Below are 14,194 nucleotides of genomic sequence, written 5' to 3'. Positions count from 1 at the left end.
AAAACCCGTGCCCGTGACTGTGGCCGTAACTCCAGGGCGATGTTCTCGACACATGAGGCGTGCGGGATACTTCCGGCGAAGGACAACGCGGTCCCGCCGGGGGTTCCGGACCCAGCGCACCACATCAAGGAGTTGCTCCGATGCCTATCGCCTCCCCTGAGGTCTACGCCGAGATGCTCGACCGCGCCAAGGCCGGCGCCTTCGCGTACCCCGCGATCAACGTGACGTCCTCGCAGACCCTGAACGCGGCCCTGCAGGGCTTCGCGGAGGCGGGCAGCGACGGCATCATCCAGATCTCCACCGGCGGTGCCGAGTACGCGTCCGGCCCGACCGTGAAGAACATGATCACTGGTGCCGTCGCGCTGGCGGAGTACGCGACCGAGGTCGCGAAGAACTACCCGATCAACATCGCGCTGCACACCGACCACTGCCCGAAGAACAAGCTCGACGGGTACGTGCGGCCGCTGCTCGCGCTCTCCAAGGAGCGCGTCGCGAACGGCAGGGCCCCGCTGTTCCAGTCGCACATGTGGGACGGCTCGGCCGTGCCGGTCGAGGAGAACCTGCAGATCGCGGAGGAGCTGCTCGCACTCTCCGCGGCCGCGCACATCATCCTCGAGATCGAGGTCGGCGTGGTCGGTGGCGAGGAGGACGGCGTCTCCGCCGCGATCGACGACAAGCTCTACTCCACGGTCGAGGACGGCCTGGCCACCGCGGCCGCGCTCGGCCTGGGCGAGAAGGGCCGCTACATGACGGCCCTGACCTTCGGCAACGTGCACGGCGTCTACAAGCCGGGCAACGTCAAGCTCCGCCCGGAGATCCTCAAGGAGATCCAGGAGGCCGTCGGCGCGAAGTACGGCAAGGAGAAGCCGTTCGACCTGGTCTTCCACGGCGGGTCCGGCTCGCTGCTCTCCGAGATCCACGGCGCGCTGGACTACGGCGTGATCAAGATGAACATCGACACCGACACGCAGTACGCGTTCACCCGCCCGGTCGTCGACCACATCATGAAGAACTACGACGGCGTCCTGAAGATCGACGGCGAGGTCGGCAACAAGAAGGCGTACGACCCGCGCGCCTGGGGCAAGCTGGCCGAGAACGGCTTGGCCAAGCGCGTTGTCGAGGCCTGCGAGCACCTCCGCTCGACCGGCACCACGCTGAGCAAGTAATCCTTTCAGTCCGATCTCGAGGCGGCCGGTCCCCATCCGGGGGCCGGCCGTTTACGATCTAGCGACTGCAAGGGAGGTCGCGGGTCATGCTCGGCATCGACGGATACGAGCCGGAGTGGCAGTTCAGCTCCCGCGCCCTCGCGGCCGCGCACCGCGCCCGTTTCGCCCGCGTCCTGGACCGTCCGCTGGTCGACGCCTGGCTGATGTGGGATCTGGACGGCGACTCCTGGTTCGCGGGCGGCCCGGTCGTTCTCGGCTTCGGCGACCTCAACGTCGAGATCACCCACCGCAAGTTCGACGAGTGCGCCATCACCTGGGGCCAGATCGACGTGACCACGCCGCTCGACTGGCCCGGCATCCGCCTCGACTGGCGCTCCGGCAGGCTGCCCGAACTGGCCGCGCTGCGCGGCCGCACGCTGCGCCAGGTCAACGTGATCGAGCGGATCATGCCGTCCCAGTGGCGTCCCCGGGTGCTGCACGCCGTCGAACTGATCTTCGACGGCGTGCGCCTCGCGATCCACAACGCGCTTGACGAGAACGGCATCTCCACCGCCGACGAGATCAACCTCCCGATCGGCTTCTGGCACCGCGTCCCGATCGTCTGACCGGCTCAGCTGCCGCCGCCTCCACCGTCGCCGCCGCCTCCACCGCCTCCGCCACTGTCTCCACCGCCGCTGTCTCCGCCGCCCCAGCCGTCGCCGCCGCCGCTACTGCCGCTGTGCCCGCCGGAGATGTAGCCGCCTCCCCGCCCCCGCTTCTTCGTGCCGCTCCGGCCTGCCAGCACCGCGATGATCAACACCAGCACCAGCCCGATTACGAAGATCTCCATGAGCACGAGTGTTCGGCATGGACGCAAACCCGCAGGGCGGCGAGATCTCTCAGATCCGGATCTGCCCGCTTCCGGCGTGGCACCGCCCGCACGCTCCCGCGGGCACCGGTCGGCCGCGGGCGGCCTCCCTGCCGGTCAGCGGGTGGGTCACCACAGACCCCGCGGCTGAGGCGTCAGGAGAGGCTGGCGCGCTGGTGGCGGAGTTCGCGCTGGACGGCCTCGACGGAGAGGTCGCGCGGGGGCTTGCCGTCGCGGGAGGCGAGCGCGGCGGCGACGCCGGCGGCCTGGCCGGTGGCCATCGAGATGGGCATGACGCGGTAGGAGGAGTGGGCCACGTGGTCGCCGGAGATCGCGCGGCCGGCCACCAGGAGACGGTCGGTGCCGCGGGGGAGCAGGCAGCGCAGCGGGATGTCGTACGACGTGCCCTGCGGCAGCCGCTTGAGCACGGTGCCGCGCCCGGTCGGGTTGTGGATGTCGACCGGGTAGGCGCCGCGCGCGATCACGTCGTCGAACTTGCGCGCGGTCAGCACGTCGTCGCCGGTCAGCGTGTATTCGCCCTGGATGCGGCGGGTCTCCCGGACGCCGACCTGGACGCCGCTCTGCACCGCGTAGGACTGCTCGAAGCCGGGCACCCGGCGCCGGAGGAAGCGGGCGATCTGCGCCATCTGCTCGTGCGCGACCAGCTCGGCCCGGGTCAGGTCGAAGACGCTGGTGCCGAGCACGCCGGTGACGCGGGTGGAGTTGACCGCGACCTCGTCGTCGTACGGCGTGGCGAAGAAGAGCAGGTCCTCGCGGGTGAGGTCGAGCTCGCCGGCCTCGGTGGCCTCGCGGATCAGGTCCCACAGGCCGTAGACGCCGCGCCACTGGTCCGGGTGCTCCCGCACGTACCCGTTGAAGCCCTCGTGGTTGAACCTGCCCATCCGGAACATGAGCGTCATCGGCTGGGTCAGCCCGTCCTCGGGACGGCCGATCTCGTAGGGAGCGCCGGCCGCGGCCGCGAGATCCCCGTCGCCGGTGCAGTCGACGACCACGTCCGCGTCGATGACGAGCGGGCCGGACTTGCCCTCGAAGACCACGCGGACGCCGTCCGGGAGGTCGATCACGTCGGACGCGAACGAGTGCAGCAGCATGTGCACGCCGGCCTCGGCCAGCAACTCGTACGCGGTGAGTTTGAACAGCTCCGGGTCGAACGGCACGGTGTAACCGGTCTCCGGGCCCGGCTTGATCACGCCGCCCATCTGGTGCAGCCGGTCGAGCATGGTCCAGAGCACGCCGCCGACGACCGGCTCGCCCTCGCCGTGGTCGGTCGGGAGCAGCCGGGTGTCGTCGCCGCCGACCGCCTGCTTCATCTCGTTGTGGAAGCTGGTCAGCGGCATCACCAGCGCGGCGGTCGCGTTGCCGCCGAGGAAGCCGTACCGCTCGACGAGCGTCACCCGGACGCCGGTGGCGGCGGCACCGAGCGCCGCCCCGATTCCGGCCGGGCCACCGCCGACGACCAGCACGTTCGTGCGGCCGGCGCGTCGGGCGCGACGGGCCGGCAGCTCGACGAGTTCTTCCTGAGGGGGAGGGGACAGGTATGCGGTCGACACGTACGGCGACAACGTCATGACTGATCCCCTACCCCGGTCGCGGTCTCCTATCCCTTTCTACGCGGCGATCAGTGTGCGCGGGTGGATGTTCTCCAGGACCGCACCGAGCCGCTCGCCGGTCTCCCGCGACCGGGCCCGCAGCACGGCCATCCGCTCGCCGGTGTCGGCGACCCGCTCCGGCCGTTCGTCCCAGAGCCGGTCGACCTGCGCGAGCAGCGGGCCGGCCGACTCGCGCATGACGCCGCGGAGGGCGGGCGCTCCCGCCTGCTGGGCGAAGTCGAAGACCTTCCCGGCGTACGGCAGGGGCAGGAACGGCACGCTGCTGAGCGCGCTGAAGATCAGGAAGTGCAGGCGCATGCCGACCGCCAGGTCCAGGTGCCGCATCAGGCCGAGCACCTGCCGGGGCCGGTAGTCGCCGTAGAGCACGCGGCAGTCCTGCACCGCGGTCATGTGCGAGAGGACCGCGTGCGAGTGCCGGATGTCGTCGCGCTCCATCGGCACGAAGAGCAGCTGGGCGTCGAGCCGGTGCACCAGGAAGTCGCCCATCTGCGCGAGCAGCTGGTGGTACGACTCCTCGTCCAGGTGCTCCGCGGCCTTGCCGGGCTCCCGGACGCTCATGCCGACCAGGCGCCGCCCGGCCGGGATGCCCTCCGCGCGCAGCATGTCGTCGCTGAAGTCCTCCGGGTCCAGCAGCAGCGCCGGGTCCGCGGTGACGTGGATGGTGCGGGTGACGCCGGCCTCCTCGAGGACCAGCCGGGACTCCTCGTCCCGGACCGTTACCTCGACCGCCTCGGAGAGCACCTCGCGGACGATGGCGCAGTCCGTCTCCTCGGTGAGCGGACCGGCGCCGAGCGCGTAGGTGAAGACCGGCACGCCGCGCTCCTGGGCCGCCTTGGCCACCCGGAGGTAGCGCCGCGCCTCGGTGTTGTAGAGGATGCCACCGCCGCCGAGGATCAGCAGGTCGAGCTCGCCGAGAGAGGTCGCGGTCGCCTGCCGGCTGATCCCCTCCCAGCCGACCACCTCGACGTTCGGGTGCTTCGCCTTCGTGTTCTCCGGATGCCGGGAGAAGACCAGGATTCGGGCGTCGGGCCGACGGTTGCGCAGATCGTCGAGCAGGCTGGTGAGGATCGCCTCGTCGCCGAGGTTGAGTCCGCCGTACGAGCCGAGCACGCCTACGGTGGGTCCGGTTCTGTCGAGCACCGCGCACCTCCCTACGTCGTGTGCGAGCCCGGCGGGCGCCGCACTCGCACGCTCCCTACCCCTTTTTCTCAGAGTGACACACGTGACGAATCGGACTAGGTTTTTGCGCTGGTCAGACCGTTACGCGCCTTTCCGCAGCCGCGAGCGCGATGTCCGTGCGGTGATGCGAACCGGCCAGTTCGATGCCCTTCACCAGCGCGTACGCGGCGGCGCGCGCGGCCGTCAGATCGGCACCGGTCGCGGTCGCGCAGACCACCCGGCCGCCGGACGAGACCAGCGCGCCGTCGTCCCGCCGCCTCGTGCCCGCGTGGATCACGCCGGGCCGCTCCGCGCCGGTCAGCACGCCACCGGTCCGCGGCGCCTCCGGGTAACCCTCGGACGCCACCACCACGGTCACCGCGGCGCCGTCCCGCCAGGCCAGCGGCGGGTGCGCGGCCAGCTCACCGATCGCGGCCGCGCGCAGCAGCCCGGCCAGCGGCGTGGTCAGCATGGCCAGCACGACCTGGGTCTCCGGGTCGCCGAAGCGGGCGTTGAACTCGATCACGCGCGGGCCGGACCTCGTGATCGCCAGTCCGACGTAGAGCAGGCCAGAGAACGGCGTGCCGCGCCGGCGCATCTGGGCCAGCGTCGGGTGAACGACCTCGGCCATCACCTGGTCGACCAGGCCGGACGGCGCCCAGTCCAGCGGCGTGTAGGCGCCCATGCCGCCGGTGTTCGGCCCGGCGTCGCCGTCGCCGGCGCGCTTGAAGTCCTGGGCCGGCATCAGCGGCAGCGCGGCCTCGCCGTCGGTCACCACGAACAGCGAGACCTCGGGACCGGCCAGGTATTCCTCGATGACGACCCGGCCGCACTCGGCCGCGTGGGCGAGCGCGGCCTCCCGGTCGTCCGTGACCACGACGCCCTTGCCGGCCGCGAGGCCGTCGTCCTTCACCACGAACGGCGCGCCGAACTCGTCCAGCGCGGCCGCGGCCTGCTCCGGCGTGGTGCAGGTGCGTGAACGCGCGGTCGGCACGCCGGCCGCGGACATCACGTCCTTCGCGAACGTCTTCGAGCCCTCCAGCTCGGCCGCGGCGGCGGACGGGCCGAAGGCGGCGATGCCCTTGGCCCGCACCGCGTCCGCCACGCCGGCCACCAGCGGCGCCTCCGGGCCGATCACGACCAGGTCGGCGGCGACCTCGACGGCGAGCGCCGCGACCGCCGCCGGGTCGGTCGCGGTCACCTCGCGCAGCTCGGCGAGCTGGGCGATGCCGGGGTTGCCCGGCGCCGCGAACAGCTGCTCGACAGCGGGGTCGGCCGCGAGGCCGATGGCGAGGGCGTGTTCACGCCCTCCGGAACCGATGAGAAGTACGCGCACGCCGGGGATGCTACCGACGCCGTTTGATCTCGCTCAGATCAGCTGGTGCCGGACCACGTTCTCCTCGCGGCCCGGCCCGACGCCGACCACGCTGACCCGGGTGTTGCACAGCTCCTCGATCCGCGCGATGTACCGCCGGGCGTTCTTCGGCAGCTCGGACTCGGTGCGGGCCTGCGAGATGTCCTCCCACCAGCCGTCCAGCTCCTCGTAGACCGGCTTGGCGTGGTGGAAGTCGGTCTGCGTCATCGGCATGTCGTCGACCCGCTCGCCGTCGATCTCGTAGCCGACGCAGATCGGCACCTTCTCCAGTCCGGAGAGGACGTCCAGCTTCGTGACCACCAGATCGGTGACACCGTTCAGCCGGGAGGCGTACCGCGCGACCACCGCGTCGAACCAGCCGCAGCGGCGCTCCCGGCCGGTGGTGGTGCCGTACTCGTGGCCGATCTTGCGCAGGTGCTGGCCGAACTCGTCGAACAGCTCGGTCGGGAACGGGCCGGAGCCGACGCGCGTGGTGTACGCCTTGCTCACCGCGATGACCTTGGTGATCGCGGTCGGCGGGATGCCCGCGCCCACGCACGCGCCGCCGGCGGTCGGGTTCGACGAGGTGACGAACGGGTAGGTGCCGTGGTCCATGTCCAGCATGGTCGCCTGTGCGCCCTCGAGCAGCACGTTCTCGCCCCGGTCCAGCGCGTCCCAGAGAATCGTCCGGGTCTCCGCGATGTACTGCTTCAGTCGCTCCGCGTAGCCGAGGTACTCCTCGACCACCGCGTCCACGTCCATCGCCTTGCGGTTGTAGACCTTGAACAGGATCTGGTTCTTCTCGCGCAGCGCCAGCTCGAGCTTCTTGCGCAGGATGCCCGGGTCGAGCAGGTCCTGCACGCGGATGCCCATCCGCGCGACCTTGTCGCCGTAGGCCGGGCCGATGCCGCGCCCGGTGGTGCCGATCCGGGACGAGCCGAGGTAGCGCTCCACCACCCGGTCCAGCGCGCGGTGGTGCGGCATGATCAGGTGTGCGTCACCGGAGATGCGCAGCCGGGACACGTCGACGCCGCGCTCGTTCAGGCCGTCGATCTCCTGGAGGAGGATCTTGGGGTCGACCACGACGCCGTTGCCGATCACGATGATCGCGTTCGGCGACAGCGCGCCGGACGGCATGAGGTGAAGGGCATACTTCTGGCCGTCGGGAGTGATCACGGTGTGTCCGGCGTTGTTGCCACCGGAATACCGCACCACGTAGTCGACCCGCTCGCCCAGCAGGTCGGTAACCTTGCCCTTGCCCTCGTCGCCCCATTGCGCGCCGAGAAGCACTATCGCTGGCATCTGCAAACCCGCCTTCGAGGGGCTCGGGTGCCAAGGTGGCGACCACACGGCAAGCCCGAGGTGTCAGGCTAACAAGAAGTTACGGCCACGTTGGAGATGGCCGAGAAGATCACGGGAGGCCACCGGCCGTGTACGACGTGGTGCTGCTCAGCCTCGCTTCCGGCGCGCCCGCCGGTGCCGACGCCTGCGGGCTCGGCGGATCCTGTTGTGGCGGCGCCGACGACAAGGAGCCGGTCGACCGTTCCTGCGCCGAGCCGGGCACCCGCGTGCCCGTGCTGGCCTGCGGCGACGCGCTGACCGCGGCCGGCGCGCGGGTGGAGTTCGTCACCGCCCGCTCGGACGCGGAGATCGACGCGGTGCTCGCCCGGCTGGACGCCCCGCCGCGCGCGGACGGCCTGACCTGGCCCGACTCGGAGAGCAAGACCCGGGTCGTGGTCGCGGCCGCGTCCGACGCGCAGATCCGCGCCGTGGTCCGCCGCCTGGTCCGCCGGTTCGCGCCGCCGCCCAGCAAGCGCCCGGCCGATCTGCCCGAGTCGCGGACCGTGCCGGATCTGCCCGCGCTCGGCGTGCTGCCGCTCGACCCGATCCGCGCCGGCACCCCCGACGACCTGGCCGCACAACTCGGCCTGCCCCGGGACCCGGCCGCGGTCGCGGCCGCGGTGCTCGGTGACCGCACCCGCCGGATCGACCTGCTGCGCACCGATGCGGGATCCGTCACGCTGGACGGAACGCTACTGGGCGGTAAGAGTGAGGACGGCAAGCCCTTGCCCTGGCGAGGCAGAGTGCAGGTGGACGACACGGTGTTGAGCGACGGGGAAGAGGGAATCCTGGCGTGTGCGGTCGGCAACGCGGCCGGTTACGCGAGCCTGGACGGCCTCCCGCTGCTCAGCGGCGCTGATCCGGGCGACGGCACGGTCGAGGTGGCCGTGGCGGTGCCGGTGCTGACGAAGGCCCGCTTCCGTAAGCCCCGGCTCCGGATCGAGGTCCGGCGGGCCCGTGGCCGGGCGGCCTCGGTGCTGCCGCGGGACGGGGAAGTGCAGTTCATCGACGACGGGGTGGCCGGCACGCTGAACCGCAAGAGGTCCTGGTGGACCGAGGCGGGGGCGTGGGCGGCGTACGTCAACTAGGGGAGGCAGTGCGCGGTGGTCAATAGCTTCTCGTCGGACACGGAAGACGACGAGCCGTTCTGGTCTCCGGACGACCAGGATCCGTCGCCGGCGGACTCGCAGCAGAACAAGCCGGTGGCACCGCCGCCGGCTCCACCGACCACGCCTCGCGCCAGTGTTCCCGTGCCGGCCCCGCAAGATCAAGAGCAGGGTCCAGCGGTACGGCCGGTGTCCGACCCGGCGCCCGCGGTGCCCACACCGCCGGTCCCGCCGCTGCCCGGCCCTCCCACGCTGCCCGGCCCTCCGCCGACGATCCCGCCCGGGCCCGACCCGCGCGTGCAGGGCCGCGTCGCCGTGCCGGGACCGCATCAGTCCGGCCCGAACCAGGCCTACCCGGGGCCGCAGACGTCCGGGCCGAACCCGGTCCACCCGGGCCCGCAGTATCCGGGTCCCGGCCCGGTTCCGCAGTACCCGGTTCCGCAGCAGCAGTACCCGGGCCCGCAGTACCCCCCGCCCGGGCCACACCAGCCGGGCCCGCATCAGCAGCCGTACCCCGGGCCGCAGCAGCCGGGCCCGCACCAGCAGTACCCGATGCATCAGCCGCCGGTGCACCAGCAGCGTCCGGCCCATCAGCAGGGGCCGATGCACGCGCCGCCGCCGATGGTCCACCAGCAGCACCAGCCGCAGTACCCGCCGGTGCACCAGCAGGGCGCGATCCCACCCGTACCCCCGGGTCCCGGTCCTGTTCCCGGTCCTTTCCCGGGTCCGAACGCGCTGCCGATGCCGCAGCACCCCGGTCCGGTGCCGCCCGGCCCCGAACCGACGCCACCCCCCTTCGGCCCGCCGCCGCCCATGCCCGGCCCGGTGCCCGAGGTGACGAGCGCGCCGCCGCTCAACGCCGGCGACGGCGAGCAGCCGCACCTTCAGGGCGGCACCGCGCGGCCCGACTTCCCGCGCCCGCCCACGCTGGACCGGCCGCCCTACCCGGGCCCGAACCAGCCGCCGATCCCCGACCCGAACCAGGGTCAGCCGCCGTGGCAGCAGCAGGTCGCCTACCACCAGCAGGGGACCGCGTACCCGCCGGTGCCGTTCCCGCCGCAGGAGGGCCAGCCGCCGGCGCCGGACACCGGCTGGGAACCGGACCTGAGCGCGCCGTCGCCGACCGCGGACGACTTCGCGCGTCGCCGGACCATGAAGCCGGCCGACCCGGTCGCGCAGATGGGCGTCCGGGCCGGTCTGCGGCACGCCACGTTCGGCCTGCTCTCGCTGGCCCCGGGGCGGCGCGAGCAGGAGATCAAGAAGGACATCGACATGGTCCGCCGGAACTTCGGCGGGCTGCGGCAGGTCACGATCGTCAACCCGAAGGGCGGTGCCGGGAAGACCATCGCGGTGCTGCTGCTCGCGATGACGTTCGGGCAGCGACGCGGCGGGTACGTGCTGGCCTGGGACAACAACGAGACCCAGGGCACGCTCGGCATGCGCGCGCAGCAGGACTTCCACGCGCGTACCGTCCGGGACATGCTCCGCGACCTGGTCAGCTTCCAGGGTGCGAGCGGCCGGGTCGGCGACCTCTCGCAGTACGTGCGGGCGCAGGGCGAGGGCATGTTCGACGTGCTCGCGTCCGACGAGTCCGCGACCGCGGGCGAGATCCTGACCGCGGACGCGTTCGCCGAGATCCGCGACGTGGTCAGCCGGTTCTACAAGCTGATCTTCGTGGACACCGGTAACAACGTGCGCGCGCAGAACTGGCAGGCCGCGATCGACGCCACCGACCAACTCGTGGTCACGATGTCCGCCCGTAACGACTCGGCGGAGACCGCGGCCCGGATGCTCGACCACCTGGAGCAGACCGGCCGGCAGCGGCTGGTCCGGCAGGCGGTGACGATCGTGTCCTCGCCGTCGGCCAAGCGCGACCTGGACACCGACGCGATCTTCCGGCACTTCGCGGCCCGGACCCGCGTCGTGGTCTCCGCGCCGTACGAGCGGAGCGTCGACACCGGCGAGCCGATCCGTTACGGCACGCTCTCCTCCGCCACCCGCGACGCCTGGCTCAAGATCGCCGCGGCCGTCGCGGAAGGCCTCTGACCGCTGCCTCAACCACCGGTGATCCAGGCGCCATTCGCTGACGCCTGGATCACTTGGTGTGTGTGTCAGGCTCCCGCGAGCGCGTCCGCCGCGACCGGGTCGCAGTCGCGGAGGAACTGGGCGCAGCGCGCCGCCTCGTCGGACTCGCCGATCGCGTCGGCGGCCCGGGCCAGCTCGTGCAGGCAGCCGAGGAAGCCCCGGTTCGGCTCGTGCGCCCACGGCACCGGGCCGTGGCCCTTCCAGCCGTTGCGGCGCAGCGCGTCCAGGCCGCGGTGATATCCGGTGCGGGCGTACGCGTACCCCGCGACGGTCTGGCCGTTGTCGATCGCCCGTTTCGCGAGCGCCGCCCAGGCCGCGCTGTTAGTCGGGAAACGAGCCGCCACCTGCGCGAAGGCCTCGTCGTTATCGGCCGCGGCCAGCGCGGCCGCCGCCTCGTCGTCGCCGGGCAGCAGCGTGGCCGGCGGCTGTGGCATCAGATTCTGCATGCGTCCATCTAACCCCGGCCGGGACGACAGCCCGTCGCACCGGGCCTGGCTGAACGGCTGAGTGTTTCGTCACGCGAGCGGCGCCGGCCTCGACGCGGTCGGCCGGTGCGCCGGATCGTCCGGTGCACTACAAACAGAGGTCCGGAGCCTCCCCAGGACCCGGAGGTCGAGAGCCCGGCGGCCGTCCGCCGGGCTCTCCTCCTTGCGCGAATGCGACAAACTTGAGCACGTGCCGACTCCCCCGCCGCGTGACGTCATCGAACTCCACGACCACACCGAGTCCGAGGTGGAGACGCGCGCCGAGCTCGACCGCCACCTCGCCGCCGGCTCGCTGGCCCACCTGGCCGTGCTCGGGCTCGCGCTGGACACCGACCCGCCGGACTTCACCGGCGTGGACCTGACCCGCACGCTCTTCCTGGGCTGCTCGTTCGCATCCGCCGAGGTCACCGCGGACCTGGTCCGGCGCGGCGCGTCCGTGGTGCCGGCGCTGCGAGCGGTGCCCTACCCGACGCACCCGGCGCGGCTCTACACGGCCGAGGACCTCTCCGCCGGCTTCGCCGAGCACGGCTTCGACGGCATGTACGACACCGTCGTCTACCAGCACTTCCGGGCGAACGGCGGCGCGGTCCCGGAGGTCCGCGAGGCGCTCGCCCAGCGGTTGCACGACCACGGCATCGACAGCGCACTCGCGTACGCCACGCACGCCTGGTTGGCCGAGCACGGCCCCGCCTCCGTGGTCGGCGTGATGGGCGGTCACGCGGTCGCGCGCGGCTCGGCCGCCTACCGCCTCGCGGCCACGATCGGCCGGGAACTGACCCGGCGCGACCGCCTGGTCGTCACCGGCGGCGGCCCCGGCGTGATGGAGGCCGCGAACCTCGGCGCCTACCTCTCCACCCGGCCCGCGGACGACCTCACCGAGGCGATCGACATGCTCGCCGCCGCGCCCGACTTCATGGACCACCGCCCGTTCACCGAGGCCGCGCTCGCGGTCCGGGAGAAGTTCGCGCCGGACCCGGCGGCCCACTGGGCCCGTCGCGGCGGCCTGTCCGTCCCGACCTGGCTCTACGGCCACGAGCCCGCGAACCTGTTCGCCGGCAAGGTCGGGAAATACTTCAGCAATGCCATTCGTGAAGATCAAATTCTTCGCCTCTGCCGTGGCGGCCTGGTCTTCGCCCCCGGTCGGGCCGGCACGGTCCAGGAGGTCTTCCAGGCCGCCACCAAGACCTTCTACGGCACCGACGGCCCGAGCGGCGCCTACGTCTTCCTCGACACCGCGTTCTGGACCGAGACCCTCCCGGTACAGACCCTGCTGGCCCCGCTCTTCGCCCAGTCCCCGCACGGCGACCTGACCGCCACCATCCACCTCACCGACGACGCCGGCCGGGCCGTGGAAATCTTGACCGCCACCGCGTGATGATCGGGCTAGGCTGTTGCAGATACCCTGGGAGGCGCGAATGCCGACACTGGACCGGCCGCGAATCGAATATCGGACGCCGGTCGATCTCGCTCGGGAGTTGGAAAGAGGATTGCTTCGCATTCCACCGTTCCAGCGCGGCTTCAAATGGGAGTCGACCGATGTCATCGCGCTCTTCGACAGCCTGCTGCGCGGATTCCCGATCGGAAATCTGCTGCTGTGGCGTCGTCCAGCGCCTGCGGCCACCGTGCGTGTCGGCCCGCTCCAAATCGAAGCGGGGCAGATGGACTCCGCATACTGGGTCGTCGACGGCCAGCAACGGGTGACCAGTCTGGGCGGTGCCCTGCTGCTGGCCGACGAATCGACAGACCCGCGATTTCGAATCTTTCTGGATCTGGACACCTCCAAGTTCCACTCCTTGGGAGCGCGGCAGCAGGCCCCGCGTCATTGGCTTCCGGTCAATCGGCTGGTGGAGACGAAGGCGCTCTTCGCCTGGATGCGGTCGAACGCTGAGTGGCTGACGGATGCCCACCTGGAGACCGCCGATGCCGTTGCGAAGGCCATCCGTGAGTACCAGATTCCGACATACATCGTTGACACCGGCGACGAAAGCGCGCTGCGGCAGATCTTCGACCGCTTGAACAACACAGGAAAGCCGCTGACCAAGGCGGAGGTCTTCCATGCCCTGCACTCGGGCCTGTCCGGCCAGGCGCCAAGCGACCTGCGTAGCATCGGTGCGGTAGCGGCGGAGGCGGGCTTCGGCAGCATCGACGACCGGCTGGCACTTCGCTGTGTGCTCGCTTACCGCGGCGGTGATCTGTTTCGTGAGAATTTCCACGACGAGTTCGCCTCCTCCGAGGACCGGCAGGACACGTTCCGCGAGGTCGCCACGATCCTGCGAGTGGTCGTCGACTTCCTCCGTGGCGAGGCGGGCATCCCACATCTTCGGCTCCTGCCGTACTCGCATGTGATTCCGATCCTCGTTCGGTTCGTCCGGGTGCACGGAGAGCCGACGGACCGTTTGTCGCGATTGCTGCGCCGATGGGTGTGGCGGGACGCGATCGGCGGGTTGGCTGCACGCGGCACCAGCGTCGCAGCGGTGCGGCAGGCGATCGAGGTGCTGGACACCGACCATGCGTACGACGCCGCACAGACGCTGCTGTCGCTGGCAGAGGACCGCGGGGACTTCCGTCCCGATCTGTCCAAGGTGCACCTCAACCATGCGGCAGCGAAGGTCAATCTTCTCGGACTGGTGTCGGCTAGCCCTCTCGATCCGGCCACCGGAATGCCATTCGACCCGGCAGTCCTGTTCGACGCAAGGAACACGACCAAGGACATCATCAAGGAGATCGTCGCGGATCACTCACATCCGTTGGCGGACGGCTTCGCCAATCGGATCGTGCTCGGCCGTGGCCTCAATCGGACGGCCCGAAACGTGCTGCTCAGCGCACCGGACGACGTACGCGAGTCACACCTCGTCGACGACGGTACGTTCGCACTGCTGCACGGCGGTCACGATGAGGAGTTCCTCCATGCCCGCGCGGTGCTGGTGGAGCGGGCGATCAGCCGCCATGTCGCGGCCATGGCTGAGTGGGGCGCGCGAGGCGGTCGGTCCATCGCTGACATGATTCGGAAAGCGGCCTGAC

At 71.2% G+C, this 14,194-nt stretch carries 12 protein-coding genes; 6 read left to right on the top strand and 6 right to left on the bottom strand.

Annotation, left to right across the window (positions count from 1 at the left end; translation table 11 throughout):
* Positions 1-140: 140 nt before the first annotated feature.
* Together fbaA and J2S43_RS34255 are read left to right on the top strand one after the other, a co-directional pair.
* On the top strand, positions 141-1,166 hold the full coding sequence (gene fbaA / locus J2S43_RS34260) for a class II fructose-bisphosphate aldolase (protein WP_306836225.1): 1,026 nt from the start codon (positions 141-143) through the stop codon (positions 1,164-1,166).
* Positions 1,167-1,252: 86 nt separating this feature from the next.
* Positions 1,253-1,771 carry a hypothetical protein gene (locus J2S43_RS34255; RefSeq protein WP_306836223.1) on the top strand — a complete coding sequence of 173 codons (519 nt, stop codon included), beginning with the start codon at positions 1,253-1,255 and terminating at the stop codon, positions 1,769-1,771.
* Positions 1,772-1,776: 5 nt separating this feature from the next.
* On the opposite strand, the gene J2S43_RS34250 is transcribed toward J2S43_RS34255, so the two are convergent.
* The 5 genes from J2S43_RS34250 to J2S43_RS34230 form a co-directional block, all read right to left on the bottom strand.
* The gene (locus J2S43_RS34250) at positions 1,777-1,995 is read right to left on the bottom strand and encodes a hypothetical protein (protein WP_306836222.1); all 219 of its coding nucleotides are present in this window, start codon (positions 1,993-1,995) and stop codon (positions 1,777-1,779) included.
* Between the two features lie 173 nt (positions 1,996-2,168).
* Positions 2,169-3,602: an FAD-dependent oxidoreductase gene (locus J2S43_RS34245; protein WP_306836221.1), complete on the bottom strand. Its 1,434-nt coding sequence runs from the start codon at positions 3,600-3,602 to the stop codon at positions 2,169-2,171.
* A gap of 39 nt (positions 3,603-3,641) precedes the next feature.
* Positions 3,642-4,784: a polysaccharide pyruvyl transferase family protein gene (locus tag J2S43_RS34240; protein ID WP_306836220.1), complete on the bottom strand. Its 1,143-nt coding sequence runs from the start codon at positions 4,782-4,784 to the stop codon at positions 3,642-3,644.
* Between the two features lie 112 nt (positions 4,785-4,896).
* Positions 4,897-6,138, bottom strand: coding sequence for a phosphoribosylamine--glycine ligase (gene purD, locus J2S43_RS34235; RefSeq protein WP_306836218.1), 1,242 nt, complete (start codon positions 6,136-6,138; stop codon positions 4,897-4,899).
* Positions 6,139-6,171: 33 nt separating this feature from the next.
* Positions 6,172-7,458, bottom strand: coding sequence for an adenylosuccinate synthase (locus tag J2S43_RS34230; protein ID WP_306836216.1), 1,287 nt, complete (start codon positions 7,456-7,458; stop codon positions 6,172-6,174).
* Between the two features lie 128 nt (positions 7,459-7,586).
* Between J2S43_RS34230 and J2S43_RS34225 the strand changes: the two genes are divergently transcribed.
* Both J2S43_RS34225 and J2S43_RS34220 read left to right on the top strand, forming a co-directional pair.
* Positions 7,587-8,585, top strand: a complete 999-nt coding sequence (locus J2S43_RS34225; protein WP_306836213.1) for a diacylglycerol kinase family protein — start codon at positions 7,587-7,589, stop codon at positions 8,583-8,585.
* A gap of 207 nt (positions 8,586-8,792) precedes the next feature.
* A complete protein-coding gene (locus J2S43_RS34220) occupies positions 8,793-10,649 on the top strand; it encodes a MinD/ParA family ATP-binding protein (RefSeq protein ID WP_306836211.1) in 1,857 nt (618 codons plus the stop codon).
* Positions 10,650-10,714: 65 nt separating this feature from the next.
* Here J2S43_RS34220 and J2S43_RS34215 read toward each other — a convergent pair whose 3' ends face one another.
* The gene (locus J2S43_RS34215) at positions 10,715-11,134 is read right to left on the bottom strand and encodes a DUF3151 domain-containing protein (protein WP_306836210.1); all 420 of its coding nucleotides are present in this window, start codon (positions 11,132-11,134) and stop codon (positions 10,715-10,717) included.
* A 229-nt stretch (positions 11,135-11,363) separates the two neighbouring features.
* Here J2S43_RS34215 and J2S43_RS34210 point away from each other — a divergent pair, with 229 nt between their 5' ends.
* Positions 11,364-12,548 (top strand): LOG family protein, encoded by a 1,185-nt coding sequence (locus J2S43_RS34210; RefSeq protein WP_306836208.1) that lies wholly within the window; start codon positions 11,364-11,366, stop codon positions 12,546-12,548.
* Positions 12,549-12,588: 40 nt separating this feature from the next.
* A complete protein-coding gene (locus tag J2S43_RS34205) occupies positions 12,589-14,193 on the top strand; it encodes a DUF262 domain-containing protein (RefSeq protein WP_306836205.1) in 1,605 nt (534 codons plus the stop codon).
* The last annotated feature ends 1 nt before the right edge of the window (position 14,194 follow it).

This window comes from Catenuloplanes nepalensis (assembly GCF_030811575.1).
Classification (GTDB): Bacteria; Actinomycetota; Actinomycetes; order Mycobacteriales; family Micromonosporaceae; genus Catenuloplanes; species Catenuloplanes nepalensis.
Note: the sequence above shows the minus strand (reverse complement) of the source record. Positions and strands in the feature narration are given on the sequence as shown.